The organism is Pseudomonas sp. MWU13-2105, assembly GCF_023242315.1.
In the GTDB taxonomy this organism is placed as follows: Bacteria; Pseudomonadota; Gammaproteobacteria; order Pseudomonadales; family Pseudomonadaceae; genus Aquipseudomonas.
Window position 1 is genome coordinate 265800 of record NZ_JALLIY010000005.1, and the last position, 23518, is coordinate 289317.

17 protein-coding genes and 1 pseudogene are annotated in these 23518 nt (G+C 62.2%); 7 read left to right on the plus strand and 11 right to left on the minus strand.

What is annotated here, in order from left to right:
- Positions 1–43: 43 nt before the first annotated feature.
- On the minus strand, positions 44–1516 hold the full coding sequence (locus M5B96_RS09390) for an aldehyde dehydrogenase family protein (RefSeq protein ID WP_248796400.1): 1473 nt from the start codon (positions 1514–1516) through the stop codon (positions 44–46).
- 242 nt (positions 1517–1758) lie between these two features.
- Between M5B96_RS09390 and M5B96_RS09395 the strand changes: the two genes are divergently transcribed.
- Positions 1759–2616: a GNAT family N-acetyltransferase gene (locus M5B96_RS09395; RefSeq protein WP_248796401.1), complete on the plus strand. Its 858-nt coding sequence runs from the start codon at positions 1759–1761 to the stop codon at positions 2614–2616.
- Between the two features lie 66 nt (positions 2617–2682).
- Positions 2683–3396 carry a cupin domain-containing protein gene (locus tag M5B96_RS09400; RefSeq protein WP_248796402.1) on the plus strand — a complete coding sequence of 238 codons (714 nt, stop codon included), beginning with the start codon at positions 2683–2685 and terminating at the stop codon, positions 3394–3396.
- A 24-nt stretch (positions 3397–3420) separates the two neighbouring features.
- On the opposite strand, the gene M5B96_RS09405 is transcribed toward M5B96_RS09400, so the two are convergent.
- The 6 genes from M5B96_RS09405 to M5B96_RS09430 form a co-directional block, all read right to left on the minus strand.
- A complete protein-coding gene (locus M5B96_RS09405) occupies positions 3421–5829 on the minus strand; it encodes an efflux RND transporter permease subunit (RefSeq protein WP_248796403.1) in 2409 nt (802 codons plus the stop codon).
- A gap of 52 nt (positions 5830–5881) precedes the next feature.
- Positions 5882–6985 (minus strand): WD40/YVTN/BNR-like repeat-containing protein, encoded by a 1104-nt coding sequence (locus M5B96_RS09410; RefSeq protein WP_248796404.1) that lies wholly within the window; start codon positions 6983–6985, stop codon positions 5882–5884.
- A gap of 69 nt (positions 6986–7054) precedes the next feature.
- Entirely contained in the window at positions 7055–8416 is a 1362-nt protein-coding gene (locus M5B96_RS09415) for a DUF1329 domain-containing protein (RefSeq protein ID WP_248796405.1), read from the minus strand.
- Between the two features lie 15 nt (positions 8417–8431).
- On the minus strand, positions 8432–10081 hold the full coding sequence (locus M5B96_RS09420) for a DUF1302 domain-containing protein (protein WP_248796406.1): 1650 nt from the start codon (positions 10079–10081) through the stop codon (positions 8432–8434).
- 101 nt (positions 10082–10182) lie between these two features.
- On the minus strand, positions 10183–10950 hold the full coding sequence (locus M5B96_RS09425) for a coniferyl-alcohol dehydrogenase (protein ID WP_248796407.1): 768 nt from the start codon (positions 10948–10950) through the stop codon (positions 10183–10185).
- A gap of 63 nt (positions 10951–11013) precedes the next feature.
- A complete protein-coding gene (locus tag M5B96_RS09430) occupies positions 11014–12489 on the minus strand; it encodes a benzaldehyde dehydrogenase (RefSeq protein WP_248796408.1) in 1476 nt (491 codons plus the stop codon).
- A 291-nt stretch (positions 12490–12780) separates the two neighbouring features.
- Here M5B96_RS09430 and M5B96_RS09435 point away from each other — a divergent pair, with 291 nt between their 5' ends.
- Positions 12781–14616: a sigma-54-dependent Fis family transcriptional regulator gene (locus tag M5B96_RS09435; RefSeq protein ID WP_248796409.1), complete on the plus strand. Its 1836-nt coding sequence runs from the start codon at positions 12781–12783 to the stop codon at positions 14614–14616.
- Here M5B96_RS09435 and M5B96_RS09440 read toward each other — a convergent pair.
- Positions 14564–14701: pseudogene (locus M5B96_RS09440) on the minus strand (DUF4440 domain-containing protein); the annotation flags it as partial. The gene M5B96_RS09435 and the pseudogene M5B96_RS09440 sit on opposite strands and share 53 nt — an antisense overlap.
- A 162-nt stretch (positions 14702–14863) precedes the next feature.
- Here M5B96_RS09440 and M5B96_RS09445 point away from each other — a divergent pair.
- Entirely contained in the window at positions 14864–15475 is a 612-nt protein-coding gene (locus M5B96_RS09445; protein WP_248796410.1) for a TetR/AcrR family transcriptional regulator, read from the plus strand.
- 16 nt (positions 15476–15491) lie between these two features.
- Here the strand turns inward: M5B96_RS09445 and M5B96_RS09450 are convergent, their stop codons facing one another.
- From M5B96_RS09450 to M5B96_RS09460, 3 genes are all read right to left on the minus strand, one after another.
- Entirely contained in the window at positions 15492–16595 is a 1104-nt protein-coding gene (locus M5B96_RS09450; RefSeq protein WP_248796411.1) for a polyamine ABC transporter substrate-binding protein, read from the minus strand.
- Positions 16596–16634: 39 nt separating this feature from the next.
- Positions 16635–17972, minus strand: a complete 1338-nt coding sequence (locus M5B96_RS09455) for an alginate export family protein (protein ID WP_248796412.1) — start codon at positions 17970–17972, stop codon at positions 16635–16637.
- 119 nt (positions 17973–18091) lie between these two features.
- Positions 18092–19354, minus strand: coding sequence for a serine hydrolase domain-containing protein (locus tag M5B96_RS09460; RefSeq protein ID WP_248796413.1), 1263 nt, complete (start codon positions 19352–19354; stop codon positions 18092–18094).
- Positions 19355–19597: 243 nt separating this feature from the next.
- On the opposite strand from M5B96_RS09460, the gene M5B96_RS09465 reads away from it, so the two are divergent.
- The 3 genes from M5B96_RS09465 (at position 19598) to M5B96_RS09475 (ending at position 23306) form a co-directional block, all read left to right on the plus strand.
- Positions 19598–20641 carry an aromatic ring-hydroxylating oxygenase subunit alpha gene (locus M5B96_RS09465; protein ID WP_248796414.1) on the plus strand — a complete coding sequence of 348 codons (1044 nt, stop codon included), beginning with the start codon at positions 19598–19600 and terminating at the stop codon, positions 20639–20641.
- A complete protein-coding gene (locus M5B96_RS09470) occupies positions 20638–21588 on the plus strand; it encodes a PDR/VanB family oxidoreductase (protein WP_248796415.1) in 951 nt (316 codons plus the stop codon). The genes M5B96_RS09465 and M5B96_RS09470 overlap by 4 nt, the downstream gene beginning before the upstream one ends.
- A gap of 323 nt (positions 21589–21911) precedes the next feature.
- Positions 21912–23306, plus strand: a complete 1395-nt coding sequence (locus tag M5B96_RS09475; RefSeq protein ID WP_248796416.1) for an MFS transporter — start codon at positions 21912–21914, stop codon at positions 23304–23306.
- The last annotated feature ends 212 nt before the right edge of the window (positions 23307–23518 follow it).

A 23518-nucleotide genomic window follows, 5' to 3' on the forward strand; every position in this document is an offset into this window, starting at 1 on the left:
ACGGGAGCAAGCTCCCTCGCCACAGGGGATTATGTTCTGCGCGTTACTGCACGATATCGATCAGCACACTCTTGAAGCGCAAATTGGCCTCGAACGCTTCGCGCCCCAGATCCTTGCCGATCCCGGAACGCTTGTAGCCACCGGTCGGCAGGATGTAGTCGTTACTGCGCCCGTAACGATTGACCCATACGGTCCCTGCTTCCAGGCGCCGAACCAGGCGCAAGGCGCGATTGAGATCGGCGGTGTGCACCCCCGCCGCCAGGCCGTAGGTCGCATGGGCCGCCAGGCTCAACGCCTGCTCTTCGTCGTCGAACGCCTGCACCGTCAACACCGGGCCAAAAATTTCTTCGCAGACCGCCGGATTCTGGTTATCCAGACCGACCAGCAAGGTCGGCTGGTAATAGGCCCCGCCCAGGCCGTCGAAGAGCCCGCCGCCGGTAAGCACTTCAGCACCGGCCTGGCGCGAGCGCTGGACGATGCCATCGATGCGGCTGGCTTGCAGCCGGGAAATGATCGGCGCCAGCGTGCTCTCGGACGACCAGGTCGGCCCGGGGCGCAGTTCCTCGAAATAGGCCTGCAAGTGGGCAATGAACGGTTCCATGATCGAGCGCTGGATCAACAAGCGGGAACCGGACACGCACACCTGCCCGGCATTTCCGGTAATGGCCAGGGCCACCGTGCGAGCGGTCCTGGCGATATCCGGCACATCGGCGAAGACCAGTTGCGGGCTCTTGCCGCCGAGCTCCAGGGTGACCGGTTTCGGACCGACCAGTGCGCAGGTGGACATGATGCTCGAGCCGGTCGCGGTGGAGCCGGTAAAGGTCACCTTGCCCACCCGCGGATGACGGCACAAGGCATCGCCGGTGATCCGACCATCGCCCTGGATCACATTGAAGATCCCCGCCGGCAGGCCCGCCTGCACCGCCAGCTCGGCGAAACGCAGACTGGAGAACGGCGTCAGTTCCGACGGTTTGAGGACCACGGCATTACCGGCCGCCAACGCCGGGGCGACCTTCCAGGAGGCCATGCTCAAGGGGAAATTCCACGGTGCTATGGCGGCAATTACCCCGTAGGGTTCGGCGATCTGCATGCCCAGGCGGTCGGTCTGGGTCGCGGCAACCTGACCGCCGTGCTTGTCCGCCAACTCGGCAAAAAAGCGAATGCCCTCGGCGACATAGGGAATATCCCAGGCGATCACATCCTTATGCGGACGGGTCGAGCCCACCGCCTCCAGCGGTGCCAGGACAGCAGTGTCGGCTTCGATCAAATCGGCCCAGCGGCGCATGACCCGCGCCCGTTCCCGGGGGGGGCGGCTGGCCCAATCGCTGCGATTGAACGCCCGCCAGGCATCCTCGACGGCTTCATCCACCAGATCGACATGGGCAATTGGCAACTGCGCATAGACCTGGCCATCCGAGGGTCGCACAACGTCCAGCCCCGGTTGCGCATCACGGTATTTGCCGGCAATGAAATGAGCGCTGCGCACAGCGATAAGGCGAGGATCGAAGCTATCCATGGAGCACTCCAAAAGAGGGATGGCGAGTCGTGAAGCCAGGCCTCCATCGTAGAAAAAAAGCGCAAGCATTTGCTGCCGACCTTGCGCGGCAAATAAGTAGTAAGTGTGGTCTGCGGGCCTCGGGCGCGGGGAATCTGCCGAATGCTCCGGGCCCTCTTGCCAGGCCTTCACGCAGATGGGATACAAGCACTATCGCGGCGCAAAACCGCTCGCTCGTGCACACTGTTTAACGGAGACTCGCCATGTCCGCCCCGCAACCTGCTGCTTATGCCTATCGCCCGATGACGACCGCCGACCTGCCCTCGGCCCATGCCTTGTCCGTGCAATTGAAGTGGCCCCATCGGCTGGATGACTGGGCCATGTTGCAACGGGTCAGCGAAGGCTTCGTGGTCCTGGATGGCGAGCGTCTGATCGGTACGGCATTTACCTGCCCGCAAGGTGGGTTCGCGACCATCGGCCTGGTGATCGTCAGTGACGACTATCAGGGCCAGGGCATCGGTCGCCGGTTGATGGAGCAGGCGCTCAACGCCTGCCAGTCACGCACCCCGATGCTGAACGCCACCCTGGCCGGCGCGCCGCTTTACACCAGCCAGGGCTTTATCGAGTTCGGCCGGATTCAGCAGCACCAAGGTCAAGCCCATGCGCCCGCCAGCGAGCCATTGGCCGACGGTGAAGCATGTCGTCCGCTGCACGAGGCCGATAGGCCTCGTCAACTGGCGCTGGCCAACGCCGCCAGCGGGCTGGAGCGCAAAACCGTGCTCATGGCGCTCCAGGATGCGGTCGAACATTCGGTGGGCATCGAGCGCGACGGCCAGTTGCGCGCCTTTGCCCTGCTGCGCCCGTTTGGCCGTGGTCGTTGCATCGGTCCGGTGGTCGCGGAAAATCCCGAACAAGCCAAACAGCTGATCGCCGCGCTACTGGCCCAGGTCCCGGGCGCGTTCGTACGCATCGACATTCCAGCGGACAGTGGCTTGAGCGACTGGCTGGAGTCGGCCGGCCTCAAGCAGGTCGACACCGTGGCGCAAATGGCACGGGGCGTACCGCCGCAGGCGGTCAACGGTGTCCGCCAGTTCGCGCTTGTCACCCAAGCCATTGGTTGACCGCTGCGCACATAGAAATCGCCGCCATCCCCCCTCAACCGCCCATTTCCAGGGAGCGTCACCCGTATGCCTGAACCTACCGTTCTGCTCTTGGCTCGCGCCGACGGCAGCCGTGTCACCACGTCTTTCAAAACGATGCCCTTGAGCGCTGCCGATCCATTCGGAGAATACCGCCAGGTCGCCTATACCGGGACCGACGGTATCAGCGCGGGGATGGTGAGCACAGGCCAGGTACTCGATATCGATGTTTTTCCGCACACTGAAATGATCGTGATCCACACTGGCAGCGTCGTGCTGCAATCCCAAGGCCAGACACTGAAACTGGGCGTCGGCGCGAGCGCGGTGATCGGACGCGGCACGACCTTCCGGCTGCTGGCGCAGCCCGATACCCGCTGGGCCTTCTGTGCCGTCATCGACCCCGCGGCTGAACCGACGCCGGGCCTGACAGCGCTGGACCGGCAAGCGCTGCTCTCGCCTTCGGCCGCCCCGGAAGCCCACATCCTGATCGGACCCACCCCGCAGTGCCGGTCCGGCAATGCCTTCGAAGACGCCAATAGCGACCTGCGCGTCGGCGTCTGGGACTCGACGCCCTACGAACGCCAGGGTCGAGCGCACAAACTCAATGAGCTGATGCACCTGATTGAAGGCAGTGTCACCTTGCAGGCAGCCGATGGTACGAGCCTGACGGTCAACACCGGTGATACGGTGTTCGTACCGCAAGGCGCGCCGTGCGCGTGGAAAAGCACCCGTTATGTGCGCAAATTCTACGCGGTGAAATAACGCCGTGGCGCAACGGCTCCTGCATCACTGCACCAACAGCCTCGCTTCAGGCTTTTTTGCGAAGACCTTGCGCGGCAGCAGCAACCAGGCCAGCGCCGGCAGCAGGATCAAGGCCCCGAGCATGTTCACCAGGAACATGAAGGCCAGCAGGATGCCCATGTCGGCCTGGAACTTGATCGGCGAGAAGGCCCAGGTCGACACCGCCACCGCCAGGGTCATACCGGTCAGCAACACCACCTTGCCGGTGAACAGCAGCGCCTGGTAATAGGCCTGGGCCAGGCTGTCACCGGCGCGCATCCGTGCCAGGATCACGCTCAAGACATAAAGCGCATAGTCGATGCCGATGCCCACGCCGAGGGCGATCACCGGCAGGGTCGCAACTTTCACCCCCATTCCCAGCGCGACCATCAGCGCCTCGCAAAGAATCGAGGTGAGCATCAGCGGCAGCATCGCACAGAGAGTGGCACGCCAGCTGCGGAAGGTCAGCAGGCACAACAGGCTGACCGCGCCATACACCCAGAACAACATTTCGTGCATGGATTTCTTCACCACGATATTGGTCGCCGCTTCGATACCGGCGCTGCCGGCGGCGAGCATGAACTTGACCTCCGGCACCGGATGCCCACTGATGAACTGCTCGCTGGCGGCCACCACCCGGCTCAACGTATCGGCCTTGTGATCGGCCAGGTACACGTACAGCGAGAGCATCGAGCAGCCCTGGTTGAACAGCTCCCGCGGCGCCCGGGTCTGTACCGCGCCCAACGCACCGTCATTGGGGATCAGCTCATACCATTTGAAGTTGCCTTCGTTGTAACCGACCGTGGCCATCTTGCTCAACGCCGCCATCGAGGTGGTCGACTCCACGCCCGGCAGTTGCTCCAGCCGCCAGGCCAACTGGTCCACCGCCGCCAGGCTGGCGTAGCGCGTGCACTGATCTTCCGGAGTCTTGATCATGACCACGAAAATGTCCGAGCTGGCTGCATAGTTGGCGGTCATGAATTGTGCGTCACGGTTGTAGCGCGAATCGACGCGCAACTCCGGAGCACCGGGATCGAGATCACCGATCTTCAACTGCAGGCTCACGGCGAAACCGAACGCAGCCAGCAACAGGCCACCGAGCATGGCGCCGATGGCCCAGCGGCGCTGGGTGAACAGATCGAGAACACGCCACAACGGATGCTTGATCCGGGCCTGCAACTCGGCGGTCTCCGAACTCAGGCTGCGTTGCGCCGCCGCCGGGCTGACACCGATATAGCTGAGCAGGATCGGCAGCAGGATCAGGTTGGTGAAGATCAGCACCGCCACGCCGAGGCTGGCGGTGATCGCCAGGTCCTGGATGACCCGGATATTGATCAGCAGCAACACCGCGAACCCCACCGCATCGCAGAGCAACGCGGTCATGCCGGCGGCGAACAGGCGGCGGAAGGTATAACGCGCGGCCACCACCCGGTGGGTGCCGCGACCGACGTCCTGCATGATGCCGTTCATCTTCTGCGCGCCATGGCTCATGCCAATGGCGAACACCAGAAACGGCACCAGCGCCGAGTAAGGGTCCAGCTCATAACCGAGGATCGCCAGCAGCCCCAGTTGCCAGAGCACTGCCACCAGCGAACAGATCACCACCAGCAGGGTGCTGCGCGCGCAACGGGTGTAGCCATAAAGCACCACCACGGTCACCAGTACCGCCACCAGGAAGAACAGCAGGACCTGGCTCAGGCCCTCGATCAGATCACCGGCAATCTTGGTGAAGCCGGTGATGTGGATCCGCAGGTCATCAGTCTGGTACTTGTTGCGCAACGCTTCCAACTGCCGGGAAAACTCGCCGTAGTCCAGGGACTTGCCGGTTTGCGGACTGATTTCGAGCAAGGGCACGAAGATTACGCTGGACTTGAAGTTGCCGGCCACCAACTGACCGACCTCTCCGGAGCGGGCGACGTTGGTGCGCACCTGCTCGATACTGGCGGCGGAACCGTCATAGTCATCGGGGATCACGGTACCGCCATCGAGGCCCTCTTCCGTCACGGCGGTCCAGCGCGTGGTCGGAGTCCATAACGACTTCATGTACGGCCGGTCCACGCCCGGCAGCAAATAGAGCTCGTCGTTGAGCCTGGCCAGCGTGTCGAGGTAGTCCTTGCTGAAGATACTGCCTTGCTTGACCTCCACGGCAACCCGCAACGAGTTGCCCAGGCCACTCAGCTCACTGCGATTGTTCAGGAAGTTGGCGACATAGGGGTGGCCACTGGGAATGGTCTTTTCATAGCTGGCGTTGATGCCGATGCGCGTAGCCTGCCAGCCGAGCAGCAGGGTCACCAGCAGGCACAGCAGGATCACCAGCGGTCGATGGTTGAAAATCGCCCGCTCGGCGAAATTGCCCGACGCCCGGTCGAAGTCCTCCAGGCGGCCAATCACGGTTTGGGTTTTGTCGTCTTTCAAGTCTGACTCCTGTTGCACGGGCCATGGCCCGATAGCGCTACACCGTGAAATTTCAAGGTTTGCCGGATGCCCGCGGATCCTGGTCAGCGGCCACGCCACTCAAACCGACACTGGCCAGACTGCCGTCAGCGGCCTGTTGCACGGCCGCAAGCGTCGCGCCGTTGCGGCTCTGACGCTTGTCGAAGCTGCGTCCCTGGTCATGGCTGAGCAGCAGTTCTCCACTCTGGCTGGCCAGCAGCAGGCTGCCGTCGTGTAGCTCGATGGCGCTCGCCAGCGTTGAGTCGATAGCCGTGTCGAGGCGCCGCCAACTGTTGCCACGATCCTCGGAGCGCCAGGCGTTGCCGCGCAAACCATAGGCAATCCAGGCGCCCTCACGGGTGCCGAGCAGGCCGAAGAAGCTGCCGTCATAGGGTGATTTCAGGGCCTGGAACGAATCCCCGGCGTCGCTCGAACGCAATAACAGGCCGCGCTCGCCCACCAGCAACAGATCGTTGCCCAAGCCACGAATGCCGTACAGGTTCAGGCCTTGCGGATTGTCCACATGGCGCATCCACGGCCGCCAGTTTTGCCCGCCGTCGTCAGTGCGATAGATCTGGTTGTAGGCACCGACGACGTAGCCGTGCAGCCGATCCCTGAAATACAGGTCGAGAAACGGCTTGTCCGGTCCGTCAGCCAATAAGTGCCGGGCCTGCTCCAGGTTGCCGGCACCATCCGGCTGCTCGGAATCGCGCTGCGCGGCCTGCACCGCCAGCGCGGCGGCAGCTTCACCGTCGAGCTGCTTGTGCCAGGTTTCACCACCGTCCGCGCTGTGCAATACCACCCCTAGGTGACCGACGGCCCAGCCCTGCCGGGCATCGACGAATTGCACTGCGGTCAGGCTTACGCTGACCGGAACACTGGCCTGGCGCCAGGTAGCTCCCGAATCATCCGAGAGCAGCACGATGCCGCGCTCACCGACCGCCACCAGGCGCTCACCGGCCCGAGTCATCCCCAGCAACACCGCGTGCCGGGCCTTGGCGGTGGCCACTGCCGGCTGCTGCAGGACCGCAAATGTCGCGGCCCGCACGCCAAGCCAAGGACTCGCCAGCAGGCACACCGCCAAGGCACGGACCATCCAACGCCGAGCGAGACTCGCAAAGATTTTTTCAAGGTTCATGTCTTTATCCCGCTTGAACACCCACAAGCGGCCGCGCAAGGCTTCTCTCCCGTTACGGCCGCCCGAGGCTCAACGCATGTTTTCGTTGGCCATGGCATCTGGCGTGAAGAAGGAAGCCGAAGGTTTCGCGACTTTCTGGTACTGGACCGCCAGGTCGTTGCTCGATGAGTTGAGAAAGTAGGCGCCGGTGTCGAGGTTGTAGCTGCCCCACATGACCTGTGCGGTCAGTGCCGGCAGGTCCGGCGCCAACAGCGTCAGCGAATACATCTGGCGTCCCAGCTTGCCCTGGGCGTCATATCCGTCGGCCATCAGGATCTGCCAGGAATCCTCGTCGATGTAGTAGGTCCGACGCGGCACGACATGACGCTTGCCGGATTTGAGCGTGGCCTCGACCACCCAGACCCGATGTTTCTCCCAGCGCACCAGATCGGGATTGAGGAAGTTCGGTTTGACCAGCTCGTCGCTCTTGGCCAGACCGGCGCGATTATTGTTGTAGGCGACGATCAGTTCTTTCTTGCCCATCAGCTTGAGGTCATAGCGGTCGGTCGGCCCGAACAGCATGAAGGCTTCGTCGAACAGGCCGACACCGGAGGTGACGAAGTCCGGGGTGTCATAGGCAATATTCGGCGCCCGGCGCACCCGGCGCTGACCAACCAGATACTGCCAGGCCGCACGGTTGGCCGGGTCCAGGTCCCAATGGGTCATCAGGCCTTCGCCGGCCTTGGACGACGGTAGCTCGGTGAAGAGTTTGCCAATCAGGTATTTGCCGGAGAAATTTTCCGGGCTGCCGTTTTCGATGTAATAGGGAAACTGGTAGGTGTACAGCGCCCGGGTGGCCTGGACTTTCTTGCCGCCAGCGGTCATCAGCCAGGTGTCGAAAGGTGAACTGATGGTGTCGCCGCCCTGCCAGGACAGCCGGTAGTTCCACAGCACTTGCGCGCCGTTGTCCGGAATCGGAAACGGGATACCGCCATAGGCCCCGGTGACTTTCTCGCTCTCGACATCCAGCATGGCACGGCCGGCGTTCTTCGCGGTGTTGTCATACACCCATTGCGGGGCAGCGGCCGAGCGGTGGGTCGGATAGACGTCCAGGCGATAGTCCGGGTATTTCTTCAACAGGATCTTGGTGCCTTCGGCCAACTCGTTGGCGTACTGCGCCATATTCGCGGCCTTGATCGAGTACAGCGGCTTCTCCCCGGCGAATGGATCGGCACGCTTGTCACCGGCTTTGTAGCCGGGCGCGACCTGGGTATAGCCGCCATTCCAGGCCGGGATGCTGCCATCGGCGTTGCCGGCACGCTCGCCGCCAAGGGGGGTCAGTTCGGATTTCAAGCGGGCGGCCTGTTCGGGCGACACCGCCGCCTGCGCCAGGCTGATGCCGGCCAAGGCCAGGGTGAGGACGCAGGTGTTGAGAAAAGCGTTGTTCTGCATGGCGAATCCACCTTGTTAGAATGAGGTTTTCACGTACAGCGAAACGAAATCGCGGTCAGCCAGCGATTGCCCGTAGCTGAAATTGCCGTCCTGACGCAGCCCGGCTTTCGGCGCGCCGAAGAAGTTCACGTAGTTCAGGCCAACATCCCAGCGCTGCAGGTAAGTGGCCTTGAGCCCGACACTCCAGTCACCGGAGTGGGTATTGCCGAAACCCGATTTGTTGACCGCCGAAGAACGCCCGTCGAGTACCACGCCCATGCCGATCGGCACGGTCAGGTCGATCCCGTCGACAATCTGGAAGTACGCCGGCTCCACCAGCACCCGTAGCGCGGTGGCGTCGCGGGTGGTGTTGGAGTCCAGGGCCGCGGCGTTCTCGCTGATGCTCAGGGTGCGGTTCCAGGCCAGTTCGGCCAGGGCCGAGCCGCCATCCCAGAAGGCCGTCGGCGACAACAGATAGATCGCCGACAGGTTGGCGTGGGCGGTTTTGCCGCGGGCAAACAGCGAGTGGTCGCCGCCGTCCGCCAACATGCCCGGGGTCACCACTTGCAGATTGCTCACCAGCGGCGCATTCCAGCGAATCGAGGTTTCACCGGCAAAGTTGAACGGGCCCCGGGCCGTGGAGAAGCTCATGCCGGCCGTGCGGATATCTTCGGCGTAGACCTGACGATAAGCGCCCAGGATCGGCAACCCGCTGGCCGCGGCGGCCGGGCCGTCGAGGTAGGCGTACAGGCCGATCGGGGTTTTGTCGTGATATTGCGCGGCGTAAAAACCCAGTTCCAACTCGGTCCCGCTCGGTTTGAAGCGAATCTGCATACCGCCCTGCCCCGAGTTTTTCGGTTTCAGATCACCCGCGTTCACCGTGTCATTACCGAACACCTCACGCAGCGAACCGCTGCCGTAGCCGATGGCGTCGGTATCGCTCAGGTAGCTGCCGGCACCCGGCAGGTTGGAGCGCTCCCACTCGAACTGGTAGTAGGCGCCCACCGACAACTGCGGGTTGATCTGCAACTGCCCGGAGATCTGGTTGACCGGACGCAGGATCTCCTTGAACTGGGTCCCCGGCACGCTGAGCAACTTGACCACATCGGTCGGGCCCTGGGCGTTGGCGATGCCGTTGCCGCCGTAGAACAGGCTTTCACCGTAGACCAGGCTGTGCCGCCCCAGACGCAGCACACCCTGGGAGTCCTCACCGAGGTCACCGCGCAGGAACACAAAGGCATCGAGGATTTCCGCGTTACGGCCATTGAGCTTGCGGGTCTCGCTGAGGAAGTGCGGTTGCTCGCTGCTGTCGGTGCCCTTGTTGTAGATATCGTCGTACCAGGCCGCGCCGCTCACCCGCAGCCCGTAGTTCTGCCGACTGAGGTCCATTTCGGAAAACAGGTCCAGGCGATTGGAGACCAGGCCGCGGCTGAAGTTCTTATCACCCTGGCCCTGGATCGAGGGATACAGGCCGTTAGCGGTTGGCGCGTTGGTCAAGCGGCTGTCCTGCCCTTGCAGACGCCAGGCCTGGCTGTACTTGATGGTGTTGTCCCAGCGCAGTTTCCAGTCGGAATCGCCAAGGTCCATTTGCATGGCCTCAACCCTTTCGACCAGCGCGCCTGCGCTGCATAACGCGAGAAACAAGGCGCAATGCTTGAAACGAAAGCAACCTATTACAGTGTCCATGGACGCTCCTCATTATTTTTATTTTTGGCATGGCTTTGCACGCGTGGCACCCGCCAACGCGCTCGGGTAGCGGCCTGTGCCGCTACTTACGGGTTTGCATTTCAGATATAGGTGGAAGCCAATCCGCCATCGACCGCCAGGTTGACGCCGTTGATCCAGCGCGACTCGTCGGCACACAGGAAAGCAATCACCGCCGCCACCTCATCGGCATAACCGGGACGCTTCATGCGATGGGCATCGGCCTGGGTCCGGGCCTCGCCGAGCATGCTCACGAAATCGCCGAGGATGGGGGTGAAAACCGGCCCCGGCGCCACACAGTTCATGCGTACCGAATGTTCGAGAAACCACGGCTGGGCCTGCAGATAGTTCCAGACGATCAAGGCTTCCTTGAAATACTGGTAGCAGGTCTGGTCCGGGACCGGATGCCCGGCCAGCCAGGCTTGCGCGGCGGCAAAACCCTCGATGCGCGCCAGCTCCTTGTGCAGCTCCAGGCGCAACGGCCACTCGGCGCCAAGGATCGAGGCGATATTGACGATGCTGCCCCCCGCCGTGATGCGCGGCAGCAGCGCGCGGCTCAGGTGACGCAAACCGAGGTAGTTGACCCGCGCCAGCAGTTGCGGGTCCGCAGTACCCGGGACCCCGGCGATATTGCACAGGCTATCGATCCGCGCGGGCAACTGCGGCAACAGCCGGTCGATGCCCTCGGCGCTGCCCAGGTCGCCCTGGACAAAGCCGTCCAGGGTCATGTGCGGAGCCTTCAGATCCACGCCGATCACCTCGGCGCCATGGCTGCGCAACAGGCTGGCGGTGGCGGCGCCGATACCCGAGGAGACCCCGGTTACCAGCACGATCTTGTTGTCGAGCTTCATGTCGTGTCCTCTTATTGTTTTTGTCTGTTCACCCGGCCGACCGCTCGCGTCGGCCGCTCTTGCTCAAAACGGATAGCGCGGCGCGGTGTCCTTGACCGTCACCCATTGCCATTGGGTGTATTCATCCCAGTCGGCCGGACCACCAACACTGCCGGCATTTCCCGAACTGCCACGGCCGCCGAATGGATTGATGCACTCATCAGCCACCGTCTGGTCGTTGATATGCAGCAGGCCGCAATTGAGTCGCTCGCCCATCGCCATCGCGCGCCCGAGCGAAGGCGAGATGATTGCCGCGGACAAGCCGTACTCGGTGCGATTGGCCAATTCGACGGCCTCCTCGTCGTCGGCGAAACTCACTACCGTGGCCACCGGCCCGAAGATCTCCTCGTCGAACGCGCGCATGCCCGGACGCACGCCGGAAAGTACCGTGGGTTGGTAGAAGAGCTGGTCAAACTCGCCGCCCGCCTCCAGCCTTGCCCCCGCCCTCAAACTGTCGGTGACGATTTCATGCACGCGTTGCAACTGGCGCTGGTTGATCAAGGGCCCGAGCACCGCCTCGCCGCGAGCGGCATTGCCGACCGTGATCGTGCGGGCTTTCTCGGCCAAGCGGCGAACCAGTTCCTCTGCGATCGATTCGTGGGCCAGGATGCGTCCGGTGGCCATGCAGATTTGCCCCTGATGCAACCAGGCGCCCCAGGCGGCATTGCTGGCCGCCAGGTCGAGATCGGCGTCTTCGAGCACGATCAGCGAGTTCTTGCCGCCCAACTCCAGGGCCACTTTCTTCAGATGACGCCCCGCCACCTCCGCGACCTTGCGCCCCGCGGTGGTGGAGCCGGTGAACGCGATCATCCGCACATGCGGGTCGCGGCACAGCGCCTCGCCAGCCGCTGCCGCGCCCGGCAACACCTGCAACAGGCCTTTGGGCAGGCCGGCGGCCTCGAACAACCGGGCAATGATGAAACCGCCACTGACCGGGGTCTGCGGATCGGGCTTGAGCACCACGGCGTTGCCGGCTGCCAATGCCGGCGCCACCGAGCGCAGCGAAAGCACCAGCGGGAAGTTGAACGGCGAAATCACCCCGACCACGCCGTGGGGCAGGCGCCGGGCATAGGACAAGCGCCCCGCCTCGCTGGGAAGCACCAGGCCATGGGGTTGCGACAGCAGACCGGCTGCCTGATGCAGCAGGACAATCGCCTCCCGGACCTCATGTTCCCCCTTGAACAGACTGCCACCACTTTCCCTGGCGATGTACAGCGCCAACTCGGCAAAGTGCTGCTGGGCCAGTGCGGCGGCCTTGCGGAAGATCTCCGCACGTTGCCGTGGCCCCAATGCCGCCCAGGCCGGCTGCACGCGGGCAGCGGTGAGGCTGGCAAAGGCGATGTCCGCCGCATCGGCCAGTCCGGTAACCGTCAGCACTTCACCGGTGGCCGGCTCACGCACGCTATTGCTGCCACCCAGCGGGCGTATCCAGTCGCCGGTGAAAATGCGTTCACACCACAACTCGTCCTGCAGGAAATCAGAGGGTTCACTTACCGCCATTTCGGCCTCCCGGCTCTTGTGTTTGTCATCGTCCGACGCAGCCTTGCTGAAGCGCTGAAGTCGTCTGCGTGGTGAAAGCAGCAGAGCAAGGGCCATGCCGATTTCCCGCGCGCCGCCGTTCTTTGAACGGCGAAGGCTCTGGCTTGAGGGTTCGCGAGAAGAACCCGCGGATCGAGCCGCCGCACCGGCGCGCGCCCGACACGCCGCTACTTGTTCAAATGATAAAGTTATGTTTAATAACTATTTCGACGTTGATCATTTCGATCAGTCAACGCGCTCAGGGGCATAACAATGAACAATCCCCATTCGCTGTTCCCGGATCTCGCGGTGCGGGAGGAGCATTTTTCACCCCGCGGGGACAGTACCCAGCTGGTCGAGGGCAACTCACCGACCTTGGCTGAACTGACCGAATGCCTGTTCTTCTCCCCGGTCGACGGGCGCATCTGGCTCAATGACCAGCGCATGCTGCTCTTGCACAGTTCATCCTTCGGCGCGCTACGTCGGGAGATCATCGAGCGCCAGGGGCTGGAACAGACCCGCGGCCTGTTTACCCGCACCGGCTACCTGTCCGGCGCACGGGATGCCCGACTGATCCGCGAGCGCTGGCCGGACGCCGACGCCGCGGCGATCTTCTCCGCCGGCACGCGCCTGCATACCCTCGAAGGCATGACCAAGGTCGAGCCCCTGCATTTCAAGTTCGACGCCGACTCCGGCTTCTACGAAGGCGAGTTCCTCTGGCATCACTCCTGCGAAGCCGACGAACATATCGCCGCCTACGGGATCGGCCAGGACCCGGTGTGCTGGACCGAACTGGGCTATGCCATCGGTTATGTCAGTGGGCTGTTCGGGCGCCTGGTGATCTTCCGGGAAACCGAATGCCGGGGCATGGGCCACGAAACCTGCCGCGTGGTCGGCAAGACCGCCGAGCAATGGGGCAATGTCGAACAGGACCTGAGTTATCTCACCGCATCGGCGCCCCACGCTCCCCTCAGGCCGCGCCAAGCCCCGGCACCCGCCCCCGAGGATGACGGCGAACTGCCCGGCGGTCCCAAACCCATTGGTGCCAGCGCGGCCTTCAATGCCGCCACCCTGGCCCTGCAACGCGTGGCGCCGACACCCGCAACGGTGCTGTTCAGCGGTGAGTCAGGGGTTGGCAAGGAGCTGTTTGCCCGTCAGTTGCATCAGCACAGCCCACGCCACCTGGCACCTTTCGTGGCCCTCAACTGCGCCGCGATCCCGGACAATCTGATCGAGGCGGAACTGTTCGGCGTCGAACGCGGCGCCTATACCGGCGCGACCCATTCACGTCCCGGACGCTTCGAGCGAGCACACGGCGGCACCCTGTTTCTCGATGAAATAGCCAGCCTCAGCCTGCCTGGACAAGGCAAGCTGCTGCGTGCCTTGCAGGAGCGCGAGATCGAACGCGTCGGTGGCGGTCAGCCGATCAAGGTCGATGTGCGGGTGGTAGCGGCCACCAACGTCGACCTGCGCAAGGCAGTGGCGGCTGGCGATTTTCGCGAAGACCTGTTCTACCGCCTGAACGTCTTCCCCATCACCCTGCCACCGCTGCGCGAGCGACGCGATGACATCCCGTTGCTGATCAATGCGTTCCTGCGACGTTTCTGCCAGGACTACGCGCGCAAGCCCGCCGGGCTGACCATGCGCGCGCTCAAGGCGATGCTGCGCTACGACTTCCCCGGCAACGTGCGGGAATTGCAGAACCTGGTGGAGCGCGGCCTGATCGCCAGTGAAGATGGCCAGGCCATCGACCTGGTCCACCTGTTTCGCAACGAACCCATCCCCCAGGAGCTGTACTCCCTGGACGATAACGGCAGCCTGGCAGCCAGCGACCAGAGTCCCGCCGGCACACAGCCGCGCCCGGCCTTGCTGGAAACCCTGACCCGGCTGGAACAGGATTTCTCCATCGAGGGGCTGGAGTCGCGCCTGATCGAGGAAGCGCTGCAACACAGCGCGGGCAATCTGGCGGCGGCGGCGCGCCTGCTGGGATTGAGCCGGGCGCAGTTTGCCTATCGCCTGAAGAAGTACCAACAGGCATCGGCCTGTGACGCGGTCATTACCCCGCATGCGCCAGCTGCGCTTCGGGTATTGCCGAAGAGTGATGGTTGAGGATCTTCCACTGACCGTCGACCTGTCGCTCGTAGATGAAGGTGTAGCGCGCCTGCACCTGGCCGGCCTCGATCAAGGTGAAGGTGTTGCAGCATGGCGTCGAATGCATGCAGCTCGACCGCCGTCCGCGCATTACCGGTCCTGACAGGTATGAGACCGATAAGCTTTATTTAATAAAGTATTTTTGTGACAAAGATAATCAATTATCCTACTGGCTTTCGTACCCGCCTATTTTAAAGGACCTCCCGTGACTGGACTGCGTGAACGCCAGAAAGCCCTACGCCGCCAGGCGATCAGCAAGGCTGCAGTAGAGCTGTTCGAGCGCCAGGGTTACCAGAACACCACCATCGAACAGATTGCCAACCAGGCCGGGGTCTCGGCGCCCACGGTGTTCAAGTACTTCGGCAACAAGCAGGAAATCATCCTGGAAATCCTCCACGCCGCCGACCAGCGTGCCCTCAAGGATACCCGCAGCCAGATCCCCGAAATGGACGATCCGGTCGACACCTTGTGCTACCTGGAACAGCTCCTGACCCGCTACGCCCTGGAAGTCATGCATCCCAGCCTCTGGCGTGAACTGCTGCCGCTGATCCTGTTTGGCGGCGACAACGAACTGCCCGCGGGCTACCGCGCCATGAACGATGCGCTGCGCGCGGAAATCAGCGGCCTGCTCAAGGACCTGCAACAGGCCGGCAAGCTGCGCGCCGACCTCAACGTCGAGACCGCCGCGTTCCTGCTCAATGACTATGCGCACCTGCAGTTGCTGCGCCTGGTCAACCAGGCGCAGCCAGACCTGGAGTCCCATTCCAGCCAGGTACGACGCATCACCGCCCTGCTGTTCCAGGGCATGCATGCCTGAGCAGCGGTCGCGCTGATCAGCGATTGGTCTTGATGGTCGTCCAGGTACGGGTGCGGACCCGTTCCATGGCCGCGGGCATGGGCTCCAGGGCGAACAGGGTTTTACGCGCGGCATCCGGCACATACATATTGGGGTTGTTACGAATGTCGGCACTCACCAACGCGGTAGCGTCCTTGTTCGGGTTGGGGTAACCGATCTTGTTGCTGATCCGGGCGATCACATCCGGTCGCAGAATGTAGTTGATGAACTCATAGGCCTCCTTGGCATGTGGCGCGTTGGCCGGCACCACCATGACATCCGACCACATCGGCGCACCTTCCTTGGGCAACGCCATCTCGACCTTGACGCCCTTGCCGGCGGCATCGGCCAGTTGCTTGGCCAATGCCACGCCACCCGACCAGCCCACCGCGACGCAGATATCGCCGTTGGCCAGGTCCATGCCATAGCGCGACGAGTTGAAATAGGTGATGTAAGGACGAATCTTCATCATCGCCGCCTGGGCCTGCGGGTAGTCCTCGCGCTTCTGGCTGTTGGGATCGAGGCCCTTGTAGTGCAAGGCGATGGGCACGATCTCGTTGGCCGCGTCGAGAAAGCCGACGCCGCAACCGGCCAGCTTGGCGAGATTCTCTGCCTTGAAGATCATGTCCCAGCTGTTCATCTGCACATTGGCACCCAAGGCCTGCCGGACCTTGTCGACGTTGTAGCCGATCAGGGTGGTGCCCCACAGGTAGGGCGCCGCGTAGCGATTGCCGGTGTCGCCTACCGCCTCCAGGGACTTCATGAACTCGGGGTCCAGGTGCTGCCAGTTGGGCAGTTGGTCGCGGTCCAGCGGTTGGATGGCGCCGGCCTCGATCAGGTGGCTGATGTTCGAGCTGCTCGGGTACACCACGTCATACCCGGAGTTGCCGGTCAGGAGCTTGGACTCCAAGGTCTCGACACTGTCGAAAACGTCGTAGATCGGGCGGATACCGGTTTCCTCCTGAAAGCTCTTCAGGATCTCCGGCGGCAGGTACTCGATCCAGTTGTAGATCCGGACCGTCCGCTCTTCAGCCAGGCACAAACCACTGGCCAGCAACGAAACGACAGCACCCAGCAAGGTGTTACGCAAAAGACGGTTCATGATGAAACACTCCAGCGCGGCCGCGAAGGCTCGCGGCACTTAGTAGCGGTAGGTGAAATACAGTTCCAGCGCGCTGAACTTCTGATCGTCGCCAAACACTTGCCTGGCTGCCGCCAGCGGCTTGACCCAGTTATAGGAGAGCGAGGTGGACAACGCCTTCGAAGCCGTCCAGTCGAGGAAGACCACACTCTCGTCGGCAAAGCGCCGATCACTGACCGACGCACCCATGTAGTTTTTCTGGTCCAGCCAGAACTGATAGTGAATCGCACCCAGGGTCAGGGTTTCGTTGAGGTGGGTCTTGAGCGAGAACTGCTGGACGTTTTCGTTACTGTTGAACAACAGGTAGTTGCCGACCACATCGCCGATCAACCAGGTGCTCCAGTCGACGAAGCCCTTGCTCAACGGATCCCAGGCCTTCTGCCGATTATCGGTGAGGTTGTCGTCGCCGGAGAAGCTCGCATAGCGATAGCCGATGACCGGGGTCAGTGGCAGGGTATTGAACGCATAATCCGCCTGGCCATACCAGGCATTGGCATCATAATCGACGCCCTCGCCGCTCCCCCGTTCCAGGGCATATTCGCCATTCAGGGTCAGGTTCGCGATGCCCGGCACCTTGGCATTCAGCGCCCTGAGGTTGTACACCAGCATCCCGTCCCGGCGTTGCGGCAGGGTGCTGCCCTTGGGCCCCAGCGCACTGACCTTCATCGCCATCGCCCCCAGCGTCACCTGATCATCGAGGTTGTAATCCAGGTTGACACCCGTCATGCGGAAGTCGCCCAGGTCGGCATCGGTACGCAAGCTGAAGGCCTGGGCTTTCACCGCGGCATGCTCCCAGGCCAGGATCGCCGAATCCTTGAACGCGGTCCTGGGGGCAAGCCAATAGGCACCGTCCTTTTTCTGGTCGAGGTTGCCGTCCATGACGATAAAGCCGGTGCCGATCAGGTAGTTCTGCCGGCCAGCAGTCAAGCTCCACTCGCCGCTGCGAAAGCCGCCGTAAAGCTCCTCCGTCGCCACCTTACCGTCGGAGCTACGGGTGAAACCACCGGCATCGCCATCGCCCAAGGTCTTCGCCGCCACCAGCGAGCCACCGGCCAGCAGGCTGAAATCCGGCTGCACGGCATACTCCAGCTTGACGCCGGGCTTCACGTAGAACTCCTGCCAGTCAATGCGGGTACCGTCCCGTTTACCGTTGCGTATATCGACCCGACCGCTGCCGAAGTTGACGTTACGGGTGAACAGCGTGGCCGCGCCCGCCGTGAGGTTGACCTCCCCCTTGAGGTCGCCATCCTCGAAGGTGTAGCCCGCCAGCGCGACCTGGGTCGCCAGGGGTAGCCCGACCGCCAACAGCGTGCGGGTAAAACGCATCATGGGAAACATCGTGAAGCTCCTGTGTGATTTATTGTTGTTACAGGGCAGTGAAAGGCGACGCAGTACGTCGCCAAGACCCCTTCGGGTCGGATGAATCGACAAGCAAGGTTGTTGTTCTAGGGGACCGCTCAACGACTCAAGTGGGTTGCGATCGCGCGCAACATGCGCACGCTGTCAGCATCGAATGGGCTGACGGCATCGCTCAGCGACGACTGCTTGACGATCACCACACCGGAGCGCTTGTCGACGAACAGGTATTGGCCGTGGATCCCACCGGCCATGAGCGCCTGGCTGTGGTCGTTGAAGACGTACCACTGGCTGCGGTAGGAAGCTCCCGGCGTCCACTGGGCAAACTCCGGGTCCGTGGCGTAGATCGCGGGATCGGACCCGGCGACAATGCGTGCAACGGTCTCGCTCGACAGCAACTGCCGGCCGTCGTGGCGACCATCGTTGGCCAGGAGGCGACCGAACCGGGCCATGTCCCGCAGGGTCGCGTTGAAACCGGCACCGGCAACACTGCGGCCCCAGGGGTCGGCCAGGAAGTAGCCATCGCGGTCACAGCCCAACTGGCTCCAGATGTCTTGCAGCAACTGATCGCAGGCCTTGCCCGAGGCACGCTCCATGACCCAGGCCAGGGCTTCGGTGGTGGCGGTCACATAGTGGAAAAAGCCGCCATGTTCACCGCGCTTTTGCAGGGACGGCAGGTACTGGTACAGCGACTCGAAGCGGGCGTGCCGTGCCGGTGCCGGCTGGAAACCGCAAGCGTAGCCATACTGTGAACTCTCGGAGTCGGGGTCGTCATAGACCTCTCTGTAATCGATGCCCACGGCCATGTCGAACAGTTGCCGCACGCTGGCATCGGCAAACGCGCTGCCCCGCATCTGCGGCACGTAATGCAGTGCGGGTAATGCCGGATCGAGAATACCGTCGCTGACCAGTTGCTCGCCCAGGGCGCCAATCAGCGACTTGGTGACCGAGAACATGACATGCCGGTCCTGCGCTTGTTGGCCATTGAAGTACCGCTCGAACAACACCGTATCGCCCTGCATGACCAGGAATGCGTCGGTGTGACTGGCCACCAGGTGATCAATGACGCTGATGCCCAGACCGCATTCGCTGGCGAAATGCAGCTCATCCAGCGCCAACGGAGCCTCCTTCAAGACGCTGCTCGTACCTGGGCCGGCCTGCACGTCGATGGACGGACGCAGGCGTGCCAGGTTACGAAAACCCCACTGGTTGAATGGCGGGTGCATCCAGTTGGACCAGGTGACACGGCGTTCTGGTTCGGTTGGAAAGCCTTGCATGAGTGACGGCGCGAGACGCTCATCGACTGAAGACTCATTGGCCTCGACATAGAGATTGGCCAGCAACGGCACGGGGTTCTGACTCATCGGATTGACTCTGGAAATGACTCTGCGTGGAGCAGATGCAGGGAAATAATCAACCAAGACAATTTGTTTAGTCAATAAAATATTTAATCAACAAAACAAATACTCCCGCGACACATGCAAAATGTGTTCGATAAACGCACCAATGGATCCATTAAAAACACAAACTCGATTTTTTTGTTTGACTTGATGACGCAAAACAACATTAATGGATCCACTAAATACAAAAAAGCTCGGAGAATTGCCATGTATCTCAAGAACACCTGGTACGTCGCCTGCACGCCTGATGAGCTCGACAAGCCCCTGGGCCGTCAGATCTGTGGTGAAAAGATGGTTTTTTACCGTGGCCATGCAGGCCTGGTGGCGGCCGTCGAGGACTTCTGCCCCCATCGCGGCGCTCCGCTGTCACTGGGATACGTCGAAAACGGCCAACTGGTGTGCGGCTATCACGGCCTGGTGATGGGTTGCGATGGCAAGACCGTGGAAATGCCCGGCCAGCGGGTCCGGGGATTCCCCTGCAACAAGACCTTTGCCGTGGTCGAGCGCTACGGATTTGTCTGGGTCTGGCCCGGCGATCAGGCGCAGGCCGACGCGGCGCTGATCCCTCATCTGGAATGGGCGATCAGCGATCAGTGGGCCTATGGCGGAGGCCTGTTTCATATCCAGTGCGACTATCGCCTGATGATCGACAACCTGATGGACCTGACCCACGAAACCTACGTGCATGCGTCCAGCATCGGCCAGAAGGAAATCGATGAGGCCGCCCCGATCACCACGGTCGAGGGCGACGAGGTGATCACCGCCCGCCATATGGAAAACATCATGGCACCGCCCTTCTGGCGCATGGCCCTGCGCGGCAACAACCTGGCCGACGATGTGCCGGTTGACCGTTGGCAGATCTGCCGCTTCAGCCCGCCCAGTCATGTGTTGATCGAAGTCGGCGTGGCGCATGCCGGCAAAGGCGGTTATCACGCCGATCCGCAGTTCAAGGCGTCGAGCATCGTGGTCGACTTCATCACTCCGCAAACCGAGACCTCGATCTGGTACTTCTGGGGCATGGCGCGCAACTTCAACCCTCGGGACCAGGCCCTGACCGCGAGCATCCGCGAGGGCCAGGGGAAGATTTTCAGCGAGGACCTGGAGATGCTCGAACGCCAGCAGCAGAACCTGCTCGATCACCCCCAACGCAACCTGCTCAAGCTCAATATCGACGCCGGTGGCGTGCAGTCACGCCGTGTCCTGGAGCGTCTGATCGCCCGGGAACGAGCCCCACAGGAGTCACTGACATGATCGAAGTGCGAGTGGTTTCGCGCCACGACGAAGCCCGGGACATCTGCAGCTACGAGTTGGCCAGTATCGATGAGCAACCACTACCGGCCTTCAGCGCCGGCGCCCATATCGATGTGCACCTGCCTGGCGGCCTGATCCGACAATACTCGCTGTGCAACCACCCCGAAGAGCGCCACCGTTACCTGATCGGCGTACTCAAGGACCCGGGGTCCCGGGGCGGTTCACGGACCCTGCACGAACAGATCCGGCCTGGCGCGAGCCTGTCGATCAGTGAGCCGCGCAATCTGTTTCCACTGGTCGATGAGGCCAGGCGCAGCCTGCTGTTCGCCGGCGGAATCGGCATTACCCCGCTCCTCTGCATGGCCGAACGCCTGGCACACAGCGGCGCGGATTTTGAACTGCACTACTGCGCCCGTGCGCGGGACCGCGCGGCCTTTGTCGAGCGCCTGCAACACTCGCCGTTTGCCGAGCGGGTGTTCCTGCATTTCGATCAGGAACCCGAGACCGCGCTGGATGCGGCCAAGATCCTGGCCAGGCCTGAACACGACGTCCATGTCTATGTGTGTGGCCCCGGTGGTTTTATGCAACACGTGCTGGACACGGCCAAGGCCGCCGGCTGGCGGGAGCCCTGCCTGCATCGCGAGTACTTCGCCGCCGCGCCCGTCGATACCGGCGCCGACGGCAGCTTCTCGATCAGGATCGCCAGTAGCGGTCAAACCTTCGAGGTGCCCGCCGACAAGAGCGTGGTGCAGGTACTACAAGACAAGGGTATCGAGATCGCCATTTCCTGCGAACAGGGTATTTGTGGCACCTGTCTGACACGGGTCCTGGAGGGACTGCCGGAACATCGCGACCTGTTCCTCAGCGAGGATGAACAAGCCGCCAACGACCAGTTCACCCCTTGTTGCTCGCGCTCGAAAACGCCACTGCTGGTGCTCGATCTCTAGCGGTCCAGTCCTGGAGGCTCATGCTGCGGGCGGACCTGTCATTCGAATGCAATACAACCCGGCCTAATATCCGCAGCGTCAAATTCAATCCTGGGCTGATGACGCTTCAGCCCTGTTTGACGCGAAATACCGGGTGTTGATTAAAAGTCGCTGCATTGATTTCCAGTATCGGCCTGCGAGGCAAACCTCCAGGCCGATTTTCAAGAACAGGAATCTACGCGCGTAGATAAACCTGCAACGCCAGGAATCGCAATGTCATCGACGCGAAAGCAGAGCCCCTCAATGGGCCTGTACGGGCCATCCTCAGACCAGGAGTTTTCTTGATGTCCACAGTTGAAAGTGCTGCTCAATACGCCACGTTCAGAGCAGGGGGGGCCGCGGATGAAAGCTTGATGACCGCGCAAGGACGCAGGGAGCTGTATCGCGCCACCCTCGCCTGCTGGCTGGGTACGGCGATGGAGTATGCGGACTTTGCGCTCTATGGCTTGGCCGCGGGCCTTATCTTCGGCGATGTGTTTTTCCCGAATGTCACACCGGCCATGGCCTTGCTTTCCACGTTCGCGACATGGTCAGTGGGGTTTGTAGCGCGGCCGATCGGTGCACTGTTCTTCGGCTGGCTGGGCGACCGCAAGGGACGCAAGGTGGTCATGCTCTCTACCGTTGTATTGATGGGGGCTTCCACCACCTTGATCGGCTTGATCCCCAGTTACTCATCGATCGGCCTCTGGGCTCCCGTGTGCCTGGTAGTGCTGCGCTTTACCCAGGGCTTTGGCGCGGGTGCCGAACTGGCGGCGGGTACCGTGATGCTCGGTGAATTTGCCCCCGCACGACGACGGGGTCTGGTGTCATCGGTGATTGCCTTGGGCTCGAACAGCGGCACCCTGCTGGCCTCAGGGGTCTGGCTGGCGGTTGTGCAAATGGATCAACAATCATTGCAGGAATGGGGATGGCGCATCCCGTTCCTGTGCAGTTCGCTGATTGCACTGGCCGCCCTGTGGATCCGGCGCAACCTGCGAGAAACCCCGGTATTCGAACTCAGAAAGGCCCAGTTGCAGGCTCAGCGCAACAGCACCATCGCCGCGCTCTCCCCCCTCGAACAGCCTGCCGGCTTGTGGAAAGGCAGCCGGGCATTTCTCACCATGGTCGGTTTGCGCATCGGCGAAAACGGCCCCTCCTACCTGGCCCAGGGGTTTATCGTCGGCTACGTGGTGAAAGTGCTCGCGGTCAATAAATCCGTCGCGACCCAGGCCGTCCTGATCGCATCGATACTGGGTTTTTTAATCATCCCATTGGCCGGCTGGCTGTCTGATCGCTTTGGTCGGCGCGTAATCTACCGCTGGTTCTGCCTGCTACTGATGCTCTATGCCTTCCCGGCATTCATGTTGCTCGATTCGCGCGATCCGAGCATCGTCACAGCCACCATCGTGCTGGGCATGGGCCTGGCATCGCTGGGAATCTTTGGCGTGCAAGCGGCCTGGAGCGTTGAGCTATTCGGGGTCAAGAATCGCTATACCAAGTTGGCCATGGCCAAGGAACTGGGTTCGATTCTATCGGGCGGCACCGCGCCACTGGTCGCCGCCGCACTCCTCTCATGGACCGGGCATTGGTGGCCGATTGCCACCTACTTTGTCGCGATGGCGGGGATTGGCCTGCTGACGACCTTCGTTGCACCGGAAACTCGCGGCCGCGATTTGAACGCCCTGGAAGACGCTATTTAGAGGGTGACCAAGTTCCAGCGCGCGCCTGGCACGGCGAAACATTCAACTTCCGCAACCGCGTGCCATCAACCTGAACGATAGTCACGCGCGACCAAATATAACAGCCCAATATCAGACCGCCTCACTGATAACTTTTAACGCCTCTTAGAAAAACCTGACCGCGTACGACTGACTGTTTACAGGTCGAGTAGACGCACGCCTATCCATCCGCA

What these genes read in the sequence shown, in the direction of transcription:
- M5B96_RS09470 (WP_248796415.1), top strand. Translation starts at nt 20,638, where the DNA reads ATGATCGAAGTGCGAGTGGTTTCGCGCCACGACGAAGCCCGGGACATC.
- M5B96_RS09430 (WP_248796408.1), bottom strand. Translation starts at nt 12,489, where the DNA reads ATGGCGGTAAGTGAACCCTCTGATTTCCTGCAGGACGAGTTGTGGTGT.
- M5B96_RS09435 (WP_248796409.1), top strand. Translation starts at nt 12,781, where the DNA reads ATGAACAATCCCCATTCGCTGTTCCCGGATCTCGCGGTGCGGGAGGAG.
- M5B96_RS09465 (WP_248796414.1), top strand. Translation starts at nt 19,598, where the DNA reads ATGTATCTCAAGAACACCTGGTACGTCGCCTGCACGCCTGATGAGCTC.
- M5B96_RS09475 (WP_248796416.1), top strand. Translation starts at nt 21,912, where the DNA reads ATGTCCACAGTTGAAAGTGCTGCTCAATACGCCACGTTCAGAGCAGGG.
- M5B96_RS09425 (WP_248796407.1), bottom strand. Translation starts at nt 10,950, where the DNA reads ATGAAGCTCGACAACAAGATCGTGCTGGTAACCGGGGTCTCCTCGGGT.
- M5B96_RS09410 (WP_248796404.1), bottom strand. Translation starts at nt 6,985, where the DNA reads ATGAACCTTGAAAAAATCTTTGCGAGTCTCGCTCGGCGTTGGATGGTC.
- M5B96_RS09400 (WP_248796402.1), top strand. Translation starts at nt 2,683, where the DNA reads ATGCCTGAACCTACCGTTCTGCTCTTGGCTCGCGCCGACGGCAGCCGT.
- M5B96_RS09460 (WP_248796413.1), bottom strand. Translation starts at nt 19,354, where the DNA reads ATGAGTCAGAACCCCGTGCCGTTGCTGGCCAATCTCTATGTCGAGGCC.
- M5B96_RS09450 (WP_248796411.1), bottom strand. Translation starts at nt 16,595, where the DNA reads ATGAACCGTCTTTTGCGTAACACCTTGCTGGGTGCTGTCGTTTCGTTG.
- M5B96_RS09390 (WP_248796400.1), bottom strand. Translation starts at nt 1,516, where the DNA reads ATGGATAGCTTCGATCCTCGCCTTATCGCTGTGCGCAGCGCTCATTTC.
- M5B96_RS09420 (WP_248796406.1), bottom strand. Translation starts at nt 10,081, where the DNA reads ATGGACACTGTAATAGGTTGCTTTCGTTTCAAGCATTGCGCCTTGTTT.
- M5B96_RS09415 (WP_248796405.1), bottom strand. Translation starts at nt 8,416, where the DNA reads ATGCAGAACAACGCTTTTCTCAACACCTGCGTCCTCACCCTGGCCTTG.
- M5B96_RS09455 (WP_248796412.1), bottom strand. Translation starts at nt 17,972, where the DNA reads ATGTTTCCCATGATGCGTTTTACCCGCACGCTGTTGGCGGTCGGGCTA.
- M5B96_RS09395 (WP_248796401.1), top strand. Translation starts at nt 1,759, where the DNA reads ATGTCCGCCCCGCAACCTGCTGCTTATGCCTATCGCCCGATGACGACC.